17 protein-coding genes are annotated in these 15,963 nt (G+C 39.3%); 9 read left to right on the top strand and 8 right to left on the bottom strand.

Annotated elements, in window-relative coordinates; all coding sequences use genetic code 11:
• Nucleotides 1–271 precede the first annotated feature (271 nt).
• On the top strand, nucleotides 272–466 hold the full coding sequence (locus AAEY57_RS16755; RefSeq protein ID WP_010389142.1) for a (2Fe-2S)-binding protein: 195 nt from the start codon (nucleotides 272–274) through the stop codon (nucleotides 464–466).
• 106 nt (nucleotides 467–572) lie between these two features.
• Here the strand turns inward: AAEY57_RS16755 and bfr (AAEY57_RS16750) are convergent, their stop codons facing one another.
• Both bfr (AAEY57_RS16750) and bfr (AAEY57_RS16745) read right to left on the bottom strand, forming a co-directional pair.
• On the bottom strand, nucleotides 573–1,037 hold the full coding sequence (gene bfr / locus AAEY57_RS16750; RefSeq protein ID WP_350608311.1) for a bacterioferritin: 465 nt from the start codon (nucleotides 1,035–1,037) through the stop codon (nucleotides 573–575).
• Between the two features lie 11 nt (nucleotides 1,038–1,048).
• Nucleotides 1,049–1,522 carry a bacterioferritin gene (gene bfr / locus AAEY57_RS16745; RefSeq protein WP_008466858.1) on the bottom strand — a complete coding sequence of 158 codons (474 nt, stop codon included), beginning with the start codon at nucleotides 1,520–1,522 and terminating at the stop codon, nucleotides 1,049–1,051.
• 381 nt (nucleotides 1,523–1,903) lie between these two features.
• Here bfr (AAEY57_RS16745) and AAEY57_RS16740 point away from each other — a divergent pair, with 381 nt between their 5' ends.
• Complete coding sequence (locus AAEY57_RS16740; RefSeq protein ID WP_013463108.1) at nucleotides 1,904–2,065, top strand: hypothetical protein; 162 nt, start codon at nucleotides 1,904–1,906, stop codon at nucleotides 2,063–2,065.
• 132 nt (nucleotides 2,066–2,197) lie between these two features.
• Here AAEY57_RS16740 and AAEY57_RS16735 read toward each other — a convergent pair whose 3' ends face one another.
• Nucleotides 2,198–3,052, bottom strand: a complete 855-nt coding sequence (locus AAEY57_RS16735) for a cation diffusion facilitator family transporter (RefSeq protein WP_350608310.1) — start codon at nucleotides 3,050–3,052, stop codon at nucleotides 2,198–2,200.
• Nucleotides 3,053–3,318: 266 nt separating this feature from the next.
• Between AAEY57_RS16735 and AAEY57_RS16730 the strand changes: the two genes are divergently transcribed.
• The 4 genes from AAEY57_RS16730 (at nucleotide 3,319) to AAEY57_RS16715 (ending at nucleotide 6,359) form a co-directional block, all read left to right on the top strand.
• Nucleotides 3,319–3,807 carry a GNAT family N-acetyltransferase gene (locus tag AAEY57_RS16730; RefSeq protein WP_350608309.1) on the top strand — a complete coding sequence of 163 codons (489 nt, stop codon included), beginning with the start codon at nucleotides 3,319–3,321 and terminating at the stop codon, nucleotides 3,805–3,807.
• Between the two features lie 70 nt (nucleotides 3,808–3,877).
• A complete protein-coding gene (locus AAEY57_RS16725; RefSeq protein WP_350608308.1) occupies nucleotides 3,878–5,230 on the top strand; it encodes a DNA-3-methyladenine glycosylase 2 family protein in 1,353 nt (450 codons plus the stop codon).
• Nucleotides 5,227–5,694: a methylated-DNA--[protein]-cysteine S-methyltransferase gene (locus AAEY57_RS16720; protein WP_064663838.1), complete on the top strand. Its 468-nt coding sequence runs from the start codon at nucleotides 5,227–5,229 to the stop codon at nucleotides 5,692–5,694. Before AAEY57_RS16725 ends, AAEY57_RS16720 begins: the two co-directional genes overlap by 4 nt.
• 80 nt (nucleotides 5,695–5,774) lie before the next feature.
• Nucleotides 5,775–6,359: a thymidine kinase gene (locus AAEY57_RS16715; protein WP_350608307.1), complete on the top strand. Its 585-nt coding sequence runs from the start codon at nucleotides 5,775–5,777 to the stop codon at nucleotides 6,357–6,359.
• Here AAEY57_RS16715 and ltaE read toward each other — a convergent pair.
• Both ltaE and rlmF read right to left on the bottom strand, forming a co-directional pair.
• Entirely contained in the window at nucleotides 6,342–7,346 is a 1,005-nt protein-coding gene (gene ltaE / locus AAEY57_RS16710; protein ID WP_350608306.1) for a low-specificity L-threonine aldolase, read from the bottom strand. The two genes, AAEY57_RS16715 and ltaE, sit on opposite strands and share 18 nt — an antisense overlap.
• Nucleotides 7,347–7,364: 18 nt before the next feature.
• Nucleotides 7,365–8,297 carry a 23S rRNA (adenine(1618)-N(6))-methyltransferase RlmF gene (rlmF, locus tag AAEY57_RS16705; RefSeq protein ID WP_350608305.1) on the bottom strand — a complete coding sequence of 311 codons (933 nt, stop codon included), beginning with the start codon at nucleotides 8,295–8,297 and terminating at the stop codon, nucleotides 7,365–7,367.
• 129 nt (nucleotides 8,298–8,426) lie between these two features.
• On the opposite strand from rlmF, the gene AAEY57_RS16700 reads away from it, so the two are divergent.
• A complete protein-coding gene (locus AAEY57_RS16700; RefSeq protein WP_024602403.1) occupies nucleotides 8,427–9,335 on the top strand; it encodes an alpha/beta fold hydrolase in 909 nt (302 codons plus the stop codon).
• On the opposite strand, the gene AAEY57_RS16695 is transcribed toward AAEY57_RS16700, so the two are convergent.
• The 3 genes from AAEY57_RS16695 to AAEY57_RS16685 all read right to left on the bottom strand — a co-directional run bounded on the left by AAEY57_RS16695 (nucleotide 9,304) and on the right by AAEY57_RS16685 (nucleotide 13,952).
• Nucleotides 9,304–10,746 (bottom strand): tetratricopeptide repeat-containing sulfotransferase family protein, encoded by a 1,443-nt coding sequence (locus AAEY57_RS16695; RefSeq protein ID WP_350608304.1) that lies wholly within the window; start codon nucleotides 10,744–10,746, stop codon nucleotides 9,304–9,306. The genes AAEY57_RS16700 and AAEY57_RS16695 overlap by 32 nt on opposite strands.
• A 144-nt stretch (nucleotides 10,747–10,890) precedes the next feature.
• Nucleotides 10,891–13,461, bottom strand: a complete 2,571-nt coding sequence (locus AAEY57_RS16690; protein WP_273002601.1) for a TonB-dependent receptor plug domain-containing protein — start codon at nucleotides 13,459–13,461, stop codon at nucleotides 10,891–10,893.
• Between the two features lie 332 nt (nucleotides 13,462–13,793).
• Nucleotides 13,794–13,952, bottom strand: coding sequence for an oxidoreductase-like domain-containing protein (locus AAEY57_RS16685; RefSeq protein ID WP_076921669.1), 159 nt, complete (start codon nucleotides 13,950–13,952; stop codon nucleotides 13,794–13,796).
• Nucleotides 13,953–14,056: 104 nt separating this feature from the next.
• Between AAEY57_RS16685 and AAEY57_RS16680 the strand changes: the two genes are divergently transcribed.
• Together AAEY57_RS16680 and AAEY57_RS16675 are read left to right on the top strand one after the other, a co-directional pair.
• Nucleotides 14,057–14,479: a hypothetical protein gene (locus AAEY57_RS16680; protein WP_033104136.1), complete on the top strand. Its 423-nt coding sequence runs from the start codon at nucleotides 14,057–14,059 to the stop codon at nucleotides 14,477–14,479.
• 83 nt (nucleotides 14,480–14,562) lie between these two features.
• Nucleotides 14,563–15,912 (top strand): leucyl aminopeptidase family protein, encoded by a 1,350-nt coding sequence (locus AAEY57_RS16675; RefSeq protein WP_350608303.1) that lies wholly within the window; start codon nucleotides 14,563–14,565, stop codon nucleotides 15,910–15,912.
• Nucleotides 15,913–15,963 lie beyond the last annotated feature (51 nt).

The following is a 15,963-nucleotide window of genomic DNA, read 5'->3' as shown; positions in this document are numbered from 1 at the left end:
TTGGTCGAATGATCGGATCATGGAACGAGCATTTAGTTCCTTTAAATTAGTAATTTCTTATCCGAAGCTCAGGTTAGTTAATAAATCTCAATTTAATTGCCATACTTCGAATGAAATTCAAACAATTCTCAAGCTGCCGCGAATTCCCAATTTAAGTGGCACTGGTCAAAAAAAATGCAAAAAATTCAAATTTTATAAAAAACCAATTGATAACTATTTTCGTTTAGATTAATATAAACCTACTAAATGAAATTGAGAGTTGTTTGTATTCATGTATGTTTGTCTTTGTCACGGTGTGACCGATAAAAAAATTGAGCAAACCATCGACGATGGTGCTACTACCATGCGCGAGCTAACTAAAGAGCTTAAAGTGGGCAGCCAATGCGGTAAGTGTTGTTGTTGTACTAAAAAGATCCTCAATCGTAAACTGATTCAAATTGCAGATATAACCGATCAAGTGGCTTAATAGTAATCTACATAAATAGGCCTACCTAAACGAATTGGTATAACATTTAAAAATTAAACATAAAAAAAGCAGCCTTAGCTGCTTTTTTTGTATTTATAACTTTAACTTACAGTTGCGATTGTAAGTAGTTTTCAAGCCCAGTGTTTTTGATCAGCAGTTGCTGTGTTTCTAGCCAATCAATTTGCTCTTCTTGCTCATTTAAAATGTTATCGAGCGCTTCGCGGCTAATGTAATCTTTTTTACTCTCAGCTAGCTTAATGGCTGTGCGTAGCTCATCTATAGTATCTAGCTCAAAGCTCATGTTAGCGGCAATCATTTCTTCGCTGTTTTCGCCTATACGTAAACGTCCTAAATCTTGAAGGTTCGGTAGGCCTTCTAAAAATAAAATACGCTCAATTAAACGGTCGGCGTTTTTCATTTTTTGTATCGATACTTTGTAATCAGCTTTGTCTAGTTTACTAAAACCAAAATCTTTAAACATGCGTGCATGTAAAAAGTATTGGTTAATACCCACAAGCTCATTAGCAAGTACTTTATTTAGTGCTGCAATAACGTCTTTATCGCCTTTCATAATGTAAGTCCTTATTCGCCCATTTGAGCTTGGTGGTAGTTTTGAGTGCCAATTTTGTCAATCAGACCCAGTTGTTGCTCTAACCAGTAGACGTGATCTTCTTCGGTATCAAATAATAGCTTTTCTAGAATTTCACGAGATTGATAATCTTGCTGTTGTTCACAGATGGCAATAACTTCTTTAACACACTCAACCACTTCAAGTTCTAAGGTTAAGTCGTTTTGCATCATGCTTTTTACATCGTTACCAATTAAGAGGTCACGACGTTTGGTCATGTTTGGTACGCCTTCTAAAAAAAGAATACGCTTAATTAGCCAATCAGCGTGATCTTTTTCTTCTTCCATTTCATGGTTAAGACGCTCATAAAGTTTGTTTAAGCCCCAATCGTCGTACATACGAGAATGAATAAAATACTGGTCAATAGCAGCTAATTCGTTAGCTAACAATGTATTGAAGGCGTCGATTACTTTTTGATTACCTTTCATAGCGCTTATCCTAAAAATTCTAATTGTGGCTAGTCTAGTATATAGGCACAGAATTGCAAGTAATTTACTTATAAATCATATGGTTAATATTGAGTTTGATTCTCGTTTAAGTTTGCATTGCTGGTTGATAAATGGACAAGTTGCTATTTGTATTTTAGATCAGCAAGTTACATTTTTTATAACATAAAAAGGCATACTTACTAAGGTTATTAAGTAAAGTATTGCAGCTATTCTAAGTGTTGAGGTTGTTCTTTTACGCTTTATTACTTCGAATTCTGGGATGAATACAGTAAAACTGAAATATTTACACAACTGAGTTTTTTCACTCAATTTATTTTGTAGCCACTCTCGTAATCTAATTATTGCTATTGTAGCGGGGGGATGTCTTTGCACCCAGCTCACGGCTCTGTAATTAATGAAGTAAGAAAGGCTAAGGAGCAGGGAAGTGGACATTTATTGTTTACACAAATATCCGTGAAAAAAGCAGATAAAGCTGAAAACTTAATGCTGCCCCTTGCAGCAGCAACTATCAGTACTCTTTAATTAATTTGTGATAATACTTATCTATCGTATTTTTGTAGCGGTTTAAATAAAAACCGCTGAGAAGTCTATCTAATATATAAGTAAACCTACTTAGAGCTTTAATGTAATCATTTTGGTTATTGAAAACAGTGATTAGTAACACTCGATTACACAGTGCTCAATTGCAAATTCATCATGTAAATAATGTTTAATGGCGTTAAGCTCAATAAGGGTATCTGTTTGCATCACAATTTCACAGTGTGTGGTGTTATCGTCGAGTTGCCATGCTTTTATTGATTTTATTTGAGTAATGGCAAACTGTTGCAGTAACTTTTTACTGATAAGTTGCTGGTCAAAACCAATGGGGGCTGCCTGCATTAAAATGCTGCAGCTGGCTTTAAGTAATAATACGCCGTGATAAATAACATACAGTGATATCAATATCGTCGCTATTAAATCAACTACATACCACTGGTATAAAATAATTAAAGTACCCGCAATAATAACCACAATAGAGGCCATGGCATCAGACACATTATGAATAAACGCCGCCTTTATATTCATGTTGTTTTTAGTGCCGGCTTTAAAGGTTAATAATGCAGTGACTAAATCAATGAATAGCGCTACTGCAGCAACCCACACAATGATCCAGCCATTGATAGGTTGAGGGTTTAAATAACTACTTATGGCCTCAAAAATTAAATAACCACCGATGACTATTAACGTGGTGCTATTAAAAAGAGTTGCTAGTATTTCTGCACGTTTGTAGCCAAAATGGTGGGTTGTATCAGCTTGCTTATTGCCAATTTTTCGAGCAACGAGGGCGATAAAAATTGAGGCCGCATCACTTAGGTTATGTAATGCATCGGCAATTAATGAAAGGCTACCAGAAAATACGCCGCCAACAACTTGCACTGCAGTCAGTAAAACGTTTATAAATACGGCAAGAGTGAGCTGTTTATCACTTTGGTTATCATCAACGTGACTGTGTGAATGACCATGACCCATTTTAGTTAAACTTCCTCATTGCTTTACTGTGTACTCATAATGACAACTTTTTGCCATATATAAAAGCGTTGTTTTAATTTGTTTTTTTAATGCCCTAATGAATAAATTGAAATAAGCTCATGAACGTTACTTATTGAATATAAAACGATATGCTAGGGTATAAATAAATGTATTAATGGCTTAAATTATCATAATTAGTTAAGCACTTTTTATATTAAATTAGATGCTTACCAGGCATAAAAGTAGTTTTTTAAGGGTCAATAACAATGAACACAGCAATAGAAATTCGCGATGCAAAGCAAAGTGATGCAAAAACAATTCTACACTTTATCAATGAGCTTGCTATTTACGAAAAAGAACCTGATGCAGTTAAAACCGATGAGCAAGCCATTTTAAACACCCTGTTTTGTGAGGGCGCAACGGCGCACAGTTTAATATGTTTACAAGATGATGAGCCAATTGGTTTTGCCGTGTATTTTTACAACTACTCGACTTGGTTAGGTAAAAATGGTCTTTATCTAGAAGATTTATACGTGAGCCCTGATAGCCGCGGAAATGGCGCTGGTAAAGCCATTATGAAAGAACTGGCAAACAGAGCAATCAATAAAGACTGTGGTCGCTTTGAATGGGTGGTACTTGATTGGAATAAACCCGCGATTGATTTTTATAATAGCATGGGCGCTGAGCCACAAAATGAATGGATTATATATCGTTTAACGGGTCAGGCATTAATTGATTTTGCAAATAAAGATTAGTGCCGAATATGGCCAGTAATACGCTTAGTTTTTGCTAAGCTAAGCGCTACCTAATTTACAAGAGCATTTTATGGGTGATCAGCACTGGCAAAAAGCACGTCAAAGTCGTGATGCTCGTTTCGATGGGCTTTTTTATGTAGCCGTTAAAAGTACCGGTATTTATTGCAGGCCAATTTGCCCTGCGCCCACAGCTCACGAAAAAAATGTGGTTTACTATCAGTTTGCGCACTCTGCCGCGCAAGCTGGTTTCAGGCCTTGTATTCGTTGTCGGCCCGATAGTGCACCAGGTAGTGCGGCTTGGCAGGGAACAAAAACAACGGCTCTACGAGCCAAGCAATTAATTGATCAGGATAATCAGCACGACTGCGAAAAGCTCGCCACGCGTTTAGGAATAAGTAGCCGTTATTTAAGGCGATTATTTTCTCAATATTTTGGCATTTCTATCACGCAATATCGGTTATTTAATCAATGCCATTTTGCAAAAAAATTGATTCAAGAAACCAGCTTACCGCTTACCGAGATAGCGTTTGCTTCCGGCTTTAAAAGTGTGCGACGATTCAATGATGCTTTTTTAAAACAACTTAATATCGCGCCCTCAGCGCTCAGAACCGCCAAGCACTCAACTGATCTTGGGCTCACCTTAATTTTGCCTTTTCGTCCGCCGTATAACTGGCAAGCATTGCATGGGTTTTTAGCAAAACGACTTATAGAGCCAATAGAGTGGTTAACGCCAACCAGTTATGGGCGTACTTTTACTTATAAATCGTGTAGAGGCCACTTTAATGCTGAATTTATTGCAGATAAACATCATTTTCGAGTGCAAATTGATATAGATAATACGCAATATTTACAGCCAGTTATTAACAACATTCGCCGTGTACTTGATTTAGATGCAGATACTTATTTAATTGCGGCGCATTTAAGCGAACACATTAATAATGCATTTCCACTTACTAAAGGCTTAAGGTTATCGGGTATTTGGTCAACCTTTGAAGCGGGTATTCGCGCTGTGTTAGGTCAGCAGGTGAGTGTAACTGCGGCGCATAATTTAGTGACTCAATTAGTGCAACGGCTTTCAGAGCAACAAGAGGGAAAGGTGTACTTTCCAACACCTGAAGTAGTGGCAGGTAGTGATTTTGCTTTTTTTAAAATGCCGCAGGCACGTAAAAATGCACTGCATAACCTCGCTGAATTTTGTGTTATCCACCCCAAGGAGGATGATTTAGACCAATGGCTTACGTTAAAAGGAATTGGCCCTTGGACGGTTAATTACGCAAAACTGCGCGGTCAAAGCCAGCCCGATATTTTACTTGATGGCGATTTAGGCGTTAAAAAGGCACAAGCGGCAGCACGCTCTTTTGAATCTGCGAACTGTGCACCATTTCGATCTTACTTAACTTTTCAACTTTGGCAGCAATTATGATAGTGCAAACCAGTTTACCAAGCCCGATTGACGATATTATTATTCAGGCAACTGAAAACGGTATTAGTTATGTGGGGTTTTATCCACCGGCCAGTTATATCAGTACGCCTTTAAATAAGGTGACTAATTCACATGTTTTATCTTGTGTGGCGCAGCTTAATGAGTACTTTGCTCATACGCGTACTGAGTTTGATTTAGAGCTTGATACTGGCGGCACGCCATTTCAGCAAAGCGTATGGCAGGCACTGTGTAGCGTACCCTTTGGAAAAGTGGCGACTTATAAAGATATTGCCGAGCAGTTAAACAACCCTAAAGCTGTGAGAGCGGTAGGGGCTGCAAATGGTAAAAACCCAATCAGTATTATTGTGCCGTGTCATCGTATTATTGGCGCAAATAAAAAACTAACTGGTTATGCAGGTGGTTTAGAGCGCAAGCAATGGTTACTAGAGCATGAAGCAAAATAAATAGCTAAATAACGTATCCAAATTTGTATTCTGAGCACTTTAAGGTAGCATAAGCGCACTTTTTATTTGAAGGCACGACAATGGCGCAATTATACTTTTACTACTCTGCAATGAATGCAGGTAAATCAACCACCTTACTACAATCTGCATTTAATTATAAAGAACGTGGTATGGAGCCGGTGATCCTCACGGCGGCTATCGATGATAGAGCCGGAGTGGGTAAAGTATCATCACGTATTGGCTTGCAAGCAGATGCGCATATTTATGATGCAGATATAGATGTATTTGCGCTTATTCAATCTCTTAATGCAGCTAAAAAACGTCATTGTGTGCTGGTGGATGAATGTCAGTTTTTATCAAAAGACCAAGTTATGCAGTTAACCGATGTAGTCGATGAGTTAGGTATACCCGTATTGTGTTACGGATTGCGTAACGACTTTAGAGGGGAGCTGTTTATAGGGTCACAGTATTTACTTGCTTGGGCTGATAAGCTAATTGAGCTTAAAACGGTGTGTCATTGTGGGCGCAAAGCAAATCACGTATTACGTACCGATGAAAATGGCGAGGCTATTGCCGATGGTAATCAAGTTGAAATTGGCGGCAACGACCGTTATGAATCGGTGTGCCGCAAGCATTACAAAGCGGCGTTAAATATGGGCCGTTAAGGCTTTAATAAAGATATCTATATCCGCTTTAGTAATACCTAAATGGGTTACTAGCCTAAGTTGCTTACTTGGGCTAAACACAATGTCATGTGCTTTTAAATCGGCTGCTAGCTTTGTGATGTTTATGCTGTTATCAAACGTAGCGTAAACCATATTTGTGGTATTACTCATATTTACTTCAAAGCCTGAAATTTCACTTAACTGCTGTGCTAAATAACGCGCATTAGCGTGATCATCGACTAAACGTTGAGTGTTATTTTCTAACGCATATTGCCCCGCAGCAGCTAACATACCCGCTTGGCGCATACCGCCGCCAAGCACTTTACGCCAGCGTCTTGCTTTAGCGATTAACTGCTCAGAACCTAATAATAATGAGCCAACTGGCGCACCTAAGCCTTTCGATAAACAAATAGAGACTGAATCAAAATGTTTGGTGATTTCTTTAATATCAAGGTTAAGCTCGGCTGCGGCATTAAATGCTCGCGCGCCATCTAAATGCAGTGCTAAGTTATGTTGATCAACAAATTCACGTGCTTTAATTAAATAATCAATACCCAGTACTTTGCCACCTATGGTGTTTTCAAGGCTCAGTAATCGCGTTTTCGCAAAGTGGCTATCATCGGGTTTTATTGCAGCAGCAATTTTAGTAAAACACAAGCTACCATCGGCTTCATTTTCAATAGGCTGTGGTTGAATAGAGCCTAAAACGGCAGCGCCACCGCCTTCAAACTTGTAGTTATGAGCACTTTGCCCACAAATATACTCATCACCTCGCTCACAATGTGCCATTAATGCCAATAAGTTTGTTTGCGTGCCTGAGCTACAAAAAAGTGCATCTTCTACATTAAAGCGCAATCTAGCATAGGCTTCCAATTGGTTAACGCTTTCATCATCGCCGTATACATCATCGCCAACCGGGGCATGATACATAATATCTCGCATTTTATTGCAAGGCTTGGTCACTGTGTCTGAGCGAAAATCTTTCATGAGTAGTCCTTATGGTTGTTATATGAATTCTTCACAAATTTGTTCACGGGTCGTTTTATCAAAATAACTCCACGCAATAAAGCGACTGACTTTTTGCCCTTGTGCCATTTCAACGATTTTATAGTCGCAAATAGGGAGCTGTTTTAGCTGTGTTTGTAAAGCAGCAAGGGTCTCTTTTTTAGAAACCAACGAGGTGAACCAGATCACTTGCTCACTGAACTGAGCGCTTTCTTTGATCATGTTAGAAATAAAGGCCAGTTCGCCGCCTTCACACCATAACTCATTACTTTGGCCACCAAAGTTGAGGGCGTTACTGGGGGCTTTACCTAAGTTTTTCCATTTACGTTCACTGCCTTTATTGGCTTCTTCTGCGCTGGCGTGAAATGGCGGGTTACACATCGTTAAATGATACAAATCTTTCGCATTAACCACCCCTTTAAAAATATGCTCGGGATTTTTTTGTTGTTTAAGCGTTATTTTTAAATCGTTAAACTGAGCGAGTTGTTTGGCTATTTTTATTGCTGCTAAGTCGATGTCGCTACCGGTAAAATGCCACTGGTACTCGCTACTGCCTGTTAGTGGGTAAACTAAGTTAGCGCCAGTGCCAATATCAAGCACTTTAATTTGTCGGCCAGTGGGAATCACCTGCTGATTATCTTCGCTGAGTAAGTCAGCTAAGTAATGAATATAGTCAACTCTTCCTGGAATAGGTGGGCATAAGTTGTGCTCAGGTATGTCCCAAAAGTTAATGTTGTAATGACTTTTTAATAGCGCCTGATTTAAGGTTTTTACAGCTAAGTTATTACTAAAATCAATACTTTGATTGCCTGCTGGCGTCGTAATTAAAAAAGCAGTTAACGAAGGGGTTTGCGAGGTAAGCAAATTAAAATCGTAACCATTTTTGTGTTGATTGCGCGGATGTAATTTAGAACGAGTTGATTTTGCTTTCATGAGGCTTTTTTAACAACAGGAATAAAAGCCAATAGTAACAAATACAGACAGAAAAAGTGCATAATTTTCCCTTTGGCTTACCAGACATTACTGGTAGGATGAGTTGTTAGCAATTATAAGGAATTCGCTTTGGCAGTTACTCAAGAGTCTGTTTTTATTAAATTAGATGACCATCAAACACTGCATTTACGCCGTATCGCCAACCAGAAGCCAAGTGGCCCTGTGGTGTTATTAATTCATGGTGCGGTAGAAAATGGCAAAATATTTTACACTCATAGTAATAAAGGGTTAGCGCCTTTTTTAGCTGAACATGGATATTGTTGTTATGTCGCTGATTTACGCGGGCGTGGTGAAAGTAAACCTGCTATTTGTAAGCAAGCACGGTATGGACAAACTGAGGCGATTGTTGAAGATATTCCGGCATTTATTGAAAAAATTGAACAGTTAGAGAGTAAAAAACCTGACTTTTTAGTTGCTCATTCTTGGGGTGGGGTGTTGCTTAATAGCGTGTTTGCTCGCTTCCCTGAGCTGATAAACGATGTAAAAGCGTGTGCCTATTTTGGTTCAAAGCGTTCGCTATTTAATAACCACCCTAAAAAGTTATTTCAGGCCAATTTAATTTGGTATTTTATGGCGCCAATATTAGCGAAAAAACACGGTTATTTACCAGCAAAACGCTTAAAGTGGGGCAGTGATGATGAAACTCAAAAGTCGCATTATCAAAGTATGCAGTGGGCTAAGCAAAATCCTTGGATAGACAGTGATGACGGCTTTGACTACGCTAAAACATTAGCAAACCTCACGCTTCCTCCAACGTTACATATTGCGGCAGTAAAAGATAAAGCATTGGCACAGCCTATCGATATTCAAAAGTTTATTGATGAATCAGGTACTGGGGTGCAAAAAATGCAAATATATGGCCGCCGCTTTGGGCACAAAGTAGATTACGACCATATTAATATGCTTACTCACCCACAGGCACGCCAAGAGCAGTTTATGGATGTGCTTAATTGGTTTGAGGCAACGAGAGCAAACTAAGTAAAGGGGCTTCATAACGCTGCCACTTATCAAGGCTTTTGTTATTTACAGGTTGCCTGATGGCATGTTTACTGAGCGTTGTAACGGCGCTTTTGTTTTTGTAAAAGTCTAAACAAGTCTGTTCAAATTCGCAGCCAGTAAAACTCAATAGTGCGGTTAACTGTTCCTTGGGACTTTCAATTAACTGCTCATAACTTAAATTATAAATAGCTAAGCGGTTAAATTGCTGCCAATGGCTCATTAGTTTTTCATAAAGCTGATGGTACAAAGCAAATTCATTTAAATCACAAAAATAGGGTTCGTTTTCAGCAAAGTAATTAGTAAACACTGAAAATGCGGTTGCGTGAAAGTTGCGGGTCAGGTTAATAAACTTAGCATCTGGGAATAAAATATAAATTAACCCTAAGTTTTGGTAGTTGCTAGGCAGTTTATTGATCACATATGTGCCGTTGCTCCCCGAAGAATTTAACGTATCTAAATAAATAGCTCTGGCTTGGTTAATTAAAGGCGTTGTTAGTTTAGTTAAACATTGAGGGTAGCGTAATCCTGTTTTATGTTCTAAAAAAGCCACTATCTTATTGCTAATACTGGTGTCCTCTCCAAGCGTTGTCCATTGACTGTGCCCTGCTAACATTTGCTCGAGTAGGGTTGAACCGCTTCGTGGCATACCAATAATAAACACGGGTGTGACAGGGTACTGTTTGTTCAGTTTTGCTAAATTGAGCACACTTTCATTGTTATATTCAATAAGTTGGTCATAAAACTCAATTAAATCTTCAGTATTAAATTCACTGAGTTTACGTTGTTGCTGATTGGCAATCACAAAATAGTTAAACGCTTGATCAGTATCCTCTAACTTGTCGTAACTTTTAGCTAAAGCATAGTAGCAGACCATTTTTAAGCGTATGTTATTTGTTTGAGTTAAAAAGTGGTGTAACTGATCGATGTAATTATTTGCTTTATTAAAACGCCCTAATTGTACCAATTCAAATAAAACATAAGCCGTAACCGGTGCTATTCCAAGCTTTAATGCTTCCTCAAGCGTTGACTGTGCTTTATCGAGCTCGCCAAAGGTTAAATAGTGCTGAGCTAAATAATAATGGGTATCTGGGTTGTCTGCGGCAATACTTGTTGCGTATTCGAGTACTTTTTGCGCATCTTCAGGGGAGTTAACTGCATTAAATGCATCACTTAATGCATACAAAGGTTCCAATACATAAGGGAGGTGCTGACACGCTCGTTGTAGTATATACACAGCGGCATCAAATTGTTCTAAACGCAGCGCCACCTTACCTAGGCCAAACAGGGCATCACCATTATCAGGCTCTGCTTGTAAAAGCGTTTTGTAATGAAACTCAGCTTCTCTAAGCTTGTTTTGTGCTAATAACTGATCCGCTTTTTTTAGTAACATAATTCAAACAATATTCTTTTTATTAACTATAACCCCAAAGTCACAAAAAATGCGAGTGTAAAAGTCATTTTAAATGGGTTTATAAAGGGTAATAAAAAGGCGAAATGCATTACACATATCGCCTTTGATTATCATTAACACATATTAGAAAGTATAGGTTGCTTTAGCGTAGTAAAAGCCACCATTAATTCCGTATGGAGATGTTTCGTAGTACTTACCACCCCAGTTGTTATTTGGTGCCACTGTGAAATCAAGTTTCTCTGCTTCTTGATCCAGTAGGTTTTGTGCACCCAATGAGAAGCTAATTGAGTCATTCATGAAGTAAGTGACTTCAACATCTAACGTGACTGCTGCGTCAGCCATTTTAGCTGTTTCATCATAATCTACGTGAACGCCTTGGTATTCGCCAAAGTAGTTAAGGCGAGAAAATGCTGAAAAGCTTTCCCATTGTTGTGCCCAGCTCAGTGTTGCACGGTGATTAGGTAAGTCATTTTCAAGACGGCTTACTTTAAATGCACCTGTGATATCACTTGAGCGTGTTACTTCTGTTTCATTCCAGTTGTACGCTAAGCTAAATGTAGAACTACCATTGAATAATTCAGCTGAGTAGTTAGCCACTAAGTCAACACCTTGAGTAGTGGTATCAAAGTCATTGGTAAAGAAACTAACTTGCGCTAAGTTTTGTACGTTAGGTACACCGGCAGCTTCGAGCGTGTCTTTATCTGCTTGGCTAAGTTCTATTTTATCTGACTGACTAATACGATCATCTACTTGGATGTTGTAGTAATCAACTGTTAAGAATAAATCGCCTATGGTGTATACCGCACCAAAGGTATAGCTTTGTGATTCCTCAGGATCAAGTTCAGTACCACCAAGCTGAATAGCAATTGGGTTTGTAGGTGGTAACAAAGCTGAATCTACCAGTACACCACTGCTTAAGTTAGTTTGTACGTTACTAACATTCGCTTGGCCTACGGTAGGTGCACGGAAACCGGTGCTGATAGAGCCACGAATATTTAGATCTTCAGTCAAGTGGTATTGACCCATTAACTTATAGTTAGTGGTTGAACCAAAGGTATCGTAATCTTCGTAGCGAAGCGCTAAGCCCATTAAGAACTCTTCAGTAAATGGCGCTTCAATATCAATGTAAGCTGCATAGTTACGACGGTCGTATTCACCTGCATCTGATGGTTTAAACCCAGGGAAACCGTTAGAACCAATACCAAAACCTTGATCAGTTAGTGGGCCTGCTATAAACGAAGCTTCATCGCCTGATACCACGGTAAAGGTTTCTTCATGCCACTCTAAACCACCGGCAATGTTTACATCGTAAGCTAAGTCAAAGTCAAAACCCTTTGAAATATCAAAATTAAAGTTTTTCTCTAATTGTTCATATTTACCTGGGCTAAAGTCACGCGGGCTATCTGGACCCAATGATGCATTGATTGTGTCGTATATAAAGTAGCGAGATTCGTTATACCCTACAGTACCGCTTAAATCATAGTAAGCGCCTTCTAAAAAGCCGCCAGTAAACTCACCTTTAGTACCAATAGTGAGTGACGTATCTGTGATATTACCACCAAAGTTTGGTGTAAAACCGCCCGGAAGCATTTCGTTAAATGCGAAACAATCAGGGTTATTTGCTACACCATTAATGTAGTCAGGGTTATCAAGAACGTTGTCATCAATCATAATGGTTGGACAGTTACCGCTCATATCACCGGTTAAATCACCAACAAGCAGTGTTTCGCCACCATCGTTTGAGTATGCACCAGGGCGAGTATGCGGGTTACGGTAATAAAAACCACCACGTACATCACGCTCAGAATAGTTACCAAACATATAAAATTGTGAGTCATTAGTAAGCTCTAAGCCAACATTACCAAAGATAGAGATGTCGTCATCTACCTCTGGTGCACCCCATACTTGAGTGATCGGAGCAATGTCTGGTACTCCAGCCTTGATAAGTTGAGTTGCATCGTAGCGTTGAACTGAACGGCTGGTCGCATCGGCTGTTTTGTACTGAAAGCTTAAATTTGCAAAACCGCTATCGGTAAACGGTAAACCCACATTACCTGAAATTTGGGTTGTATCACCGTCGCCTTCGTAATATTGGCCTTTACGAACTTCAAATGACCCGCCTTCAGAGGCATCTTTAAGTTGGAAATTTAAAACCCCAGCAATCGCATCAGAACCATATTGTGCAGCGGCACCATCGCGAAGTACTTCTACTTGTTTCAGTGCAATACTTGGAATAACTGAAATATCAGCACCTTGCGCACCATCGTTAATACCACCACCTAAAAAGGCGATAACTGAAGCACGGTGACGACGTTTACCGTTAAGTAGAATTAGTGTGCTATCTGAAGGTAGTCCGCGTAAGTTTGCAGGGCGCACTAATGAAGCAGCATCACTGATTGGCATTGAGTGTACGTTTAAAGAAGGAATAGCCCCTTTTAATAGCTCTAGCATATCAGTGTTACCTGATTTACTTAGCTCTTCACCACCAATAATATCGATAGGTACAGGAGAGTCACCAATAGAGCGAGGCGCAGAGCGCGTGCCTACTACGGCAATTTTTTCTACATTTTTGTTAACTTTAACTTCGGTTTGCTCTTCTTGAGCAATTGCTGAACCAGAAACAAATAAGCCTGCGGCTGTTGTTGCTAGAGCAAATTTGATGGCCTGTTGAAGCGCATTGCTTTTTAATTTCATTCTAAATATCCCCAGTTAGAATTGATTTGTATAGTCTATTTAATGACTTTATTGTGGACGGTTCACATTCAATGGGGAGAAGATATTGCTAACTCACTCCTAAAAGCTTAATAAACTAAGCGCACCTCCTGTGAGTCCTCGAAATAGACTATAGATAAAAAAACTAAAGAGGGCAATGGGTAATTAACCACTATTTAACAAGTTGAAACAAATGATTTATCTAAAAATAACGCAGAGTTAATCATAAGTAGGGCAGGGAAAAGGGGTAAAAGCAGGCATTGATACATAGTTATTAATTAAATAAGCTATTTTAGCTACTTTCTATTATTGAATTAAACTGACTTGCTATTGATATTTTCACCATGATGTTTTTTCCACTGTGCAAGTTTTTCTTTGTACTCATCCCATACACATGGACAGCAACTACCGCCGCCGCAGCACTCATCAGATTTTGGCCTTTCGGGTTTAGTGTTGGGTATGTTTTTTTGCATGTTTTTAATTAAAACTGAGGAAAATGAACTTTAAGAATAAATGATTGAATAAAGCGTGTAAATTATTCTTTGTGAACTGAAAGCGCTGTGTGAGAATACAGGCTATGCGATTATATAAAGTTATCCATCGTGCACCCTGGCGGGTTGCTAAAATAAGTAAAAAGCGACAACAACTACGCTTTCGTCGTGCTATGGTCGCGCTTAAAATTGCGCTTGCCCAAGAAAGGCAAGAAACCAAAGAAATGCTAATAATTTATAGGCGTTATACCCAAGGGCAAACAAATAAAGCAGAACTAAAACGCGCCAACGAGCAGTTTGTTGATATATTAAAAGGACTAGGGCTAGGCGTTTTTGCGTTATTACCGTTTGCACCATTAACTATTCCACTGGTTGTTAAACTAGGGCAGTTAGTAGGTGTTGATGTATTACCGAGTTCTTTTAGTATGAATAAGCCGATTAAAGAAATTGATCAAGAAATGGCTCAACAAAACCAAGAGCAAGACTCAACGCCCTCAAAGAAGAAGTAAGCTAGCAGAACATAATTAGCTATACCTTTTAATAGTGCTTATTGATATGCTAAGGCATCATTTTCTATTATGTGAGTCATTTAATGAGTGCTTTACTTCGTCATACCTCTTCAGGAATTCCTCTATCTTTTATTGTTAAAAATGAATTAACAGACTGGCTTACTCAGCAACCAAGCTTTGTGCAGCGTTGGCTTGCAAATACCGATTTTGAAAAATCAGGACTCGCACTAGTACCAAACCCAGAAACGGGTGAACTAAGTCAGGTATTTTGTGTAATGCAAAGCACTGATGATTTTTGGGCTGCTGGCGAGCTTGCCAGTAAATTACCTGCGGGTTGTTATCAAATTCAAGGTGATGAGTCTTTAGTTGCTCAACTTGCTTTAGGCTTTGTGTTAGGTGGTTATGAGTTTAGTGAGTACAAGCAAAAAGCCACAGCGAAAGCTCAGCTTGGCATTGCTGATAAAACATTATATGAACAAGTAAAACAACAAGCGGATGCCATTAATTTAGCACGCGATTTAGTTAATACCCCAGCTGCCGATATGATGCCGCAGCATTTATCGCAGGTAATGAGTGACCTTGCAGATACATTCGACGGTGAATTTACACAGTGGGTAGGTGATGAGTTATTAGAGCAAAATTACCCAACTATTCACATGGTAGGGCGCGCGAGTGAAAATAAACCACGATTACTTGACTTGAAATGGGGGGCAGTCGATGCGCCACAAATTACGTTAGTCGGTAAAGGCGTGTGTTTTGATTCCGGTGGACTGGATTTAAAGCCCAGTTCAGGCATGCGCAACATGAAAAAAGACATGGGTGGGGCCGCGCATGTTATTGCCCTGGCTCAGCTAATTATGGCCGCTAACTTACCAATACGCCTTCGTGTTTTAGTGCCTGCGGTTGAAAATGCTGTTTCGCGTAATGCATTTCGCCCTGGCGATGTAGTAAAAACCCGTAAAGGTATTATGGTCGAAATAGACAATACCGATGCAGAAGGGCGACTAGTGCTGTGTGATGCACTAAGCGAAGCACAAAACGATGATCCTGAATTAATCATAGATTTTGCTACATTAACCGGTGCGTGCCGTATTGCGTTAGGTACGGAGTTACCGGGATTTTTCTCAACGGATCGCGCTGTAGCAAATGCCATTATGGACTCGGGAATGCAAGTTAACGACCCTGTTTGGCAATTGCCGTTATTCGAGCAATACAAACCATTTTTGAAAAGCGATGTGGCTGATATGGCTAACTGTGCAAGTACGCCATTTGGTGGCGCAATAACCGCTGCGCTTTATTTGAAAGAGTTTGTAGAGCCAAATACACCATGGGTTCACTTTGACGTAATGGCATGGAATTTACGTGCATTACCCGGGCGTCCAGCCGGTGGTGAAGCACTGGGTATTCGTGGCTGTGATCCATTTCTGTGTTGATAGAATAAAATTTCAATATTAATCAACAATTAAAAGAATTCGTCAAAAACG

The organism is Pseudoalteromonas sp. MER144-MNA-CIBAN-0113, assembly GCF_040308965.1.
Taxonomy (GTDB): Bacteria; Pseudomonadota; Gammaproteobacteria; order Enterobacterales; family Alteromonadaceae; genus Pseudoalteromonas; species Pseudoalteromonas tetraodonis.
This window is presented reverse-complemented; position numbering and strand designations above follow the sequence as displayed.

Bases quoted from the DNA above. Each gene is read 5' to 3' on its own strand.
- AAEY57_RS16755 (WP_010389142.1), top strand. From the start codon at position 272: ATGTATGTTTGTCTTTGTCACGGTGTGACCGATAAAAAAATTGAGCAA.
- bfr (WP_350608311.1), bottom strand. From the start codon at position 1,037: ATGAAAGGCGATAAAGACGTTATTGCAGCACTAAATAAAGTACTTGCT.
- bfr (WP_008466858.1), bottom strand. From the start codon at position 1,522: ATGAAAGGTAATCAAAAAGTAATCGACGCCTTCAATACATTGTTAGCT.
- AAEY57_RS16740 (WP_013463108.1), top strand. From the start codon at position 1,904: ATGTCTTTGCACCCAGCTCACGGCTCTGTAATTAATGAAGTAAGAAAG.
- AAEY57_RS16735 (WP_350608310.1), bottom strand. From the start codon at position 3,052: ATGGGTCATGGTCATTCACACAGTCACGTTGATGATAACCAAAGTGAT.
- AAEY57_RS16730 (WP_350608309.1), top strand. From the start codon at position 3,319: ATGAACACAGCAATAGAAATTCGCGATGCAAAGCAAAGTGATGCAAAA.
- AAEY57_RS16725 (WP_350608308.1), top strand. From the start codon at position 3,878: ATGGGTGATCAGCACTGGCAAAAAGCACGTCAAAGTCGTGATGCTCGT.
- AAEY57_RS16720 (WP_064663838.1), top strand. From the start codon at position 5,227: ATGATAGTGCAAACCAGTTTACCAAGCCCGATTGACGATATTATTATT.
- AAEY57_RS16715 (WP_350608307.1), top strand. From the start codon at position 5,775: ATGGCGCAATTATACTTTTACTACTCTGCAATGAATGCAGGTAAATCA.
- ltaE (WP_350608306.1), bottom strand. From the start codon at position 7,346: ATGAAAGATTTTCGCTCAGACACAGTGACCAAGCCTTGCAATAAAATG.
- rlmF (WP_350608305.1), bottom strand. From the start codon at position 8,297: ATGAAAGCAAAATCAACTCGTTCTAAATTACATCCGCGCAATCAACAC.
- AAEY57_RS16695 (WP_350608304.1), bottom strand. From the start codon at position 10,746: ATGTTACTAAAAAAAGCGGATCAGTTATTAGCACAAAACAAGCTTAGA.
- AAEY57_RS16690 (WP_273002601.1), bottom strand. From the start codon at position 13,461: ATGAAATTAAAAAGCAATGCGCTTCAACAGGCCATCAAATTTGCTCTA.
- AAEY57_RS16685 (WP_076921669.1), bottom strand. From the start codon at position 13,952: ATGCAAAAAAACATACCCAACACTAAACCCGAAAGGCCAAAATCTGAT.
- AAEY57_RS16680 (WP_033104136.1), top strand. From the start codon at position 14,057: ATGCGATTATATAAAGTTATCCATCGTGCACCCTGGCGGGTTGCTAAA.
- AAEY57_RS16675 (WP_350608303.1), top strand. From the start codon at position 14,563: ATGAGTGCTTTACTTCGTCATACCTCTTCAGGAATTCCTCTATCTTTT.